Genomic DNA, 241 nt, shown 5'->3' with positions numbered 1-241 from the left:
AATTGGAAGCACTGTTCATAATTGAAGATATTACTTCATCACGAACACCAGTGCAGGAGGTCATCGTTTCCGTATGGATCCAAGTGTTAGGTGTAAAAAATATTAGTGTTCAGGATTCCTTTTTTGAAATCGTTGGTCACTCACTACTAGCTACTCAAGTAGTTTCCCGTTTACAGGAAATCTTTCAAATCGAATTACCAGTACGGGAACTATTTGAGTATGCAACGGTGGAGTCACTGGC

Annotated in this window: 1 protein-coding gene; it reads left to right on the top strand. The window is 39.8% G+C overall.

What is annotated here, in order from left to right:
• Positions 1-241 (top strand): phosphopantetheine-binding protein (locus JDS98_RS29835; RefSeq protein WP_199634647.1); only part of this gene is annotated, 241 nt, incomplete at both ends.

Origin of the sequence: Bacillus cereus group sp. N11 (assembly GCF_016483605.1) — a bacterium.
GTDB classification, from domain to species: Bacteria; Bacillota; Bacilli; order Bacillales; family Bacillaceae_G; genus Bacillus_A; species Bacillus_A toyonensis.
This window is presented reverse-complemented; position numbering and strand designations above follow the sequence as displayed.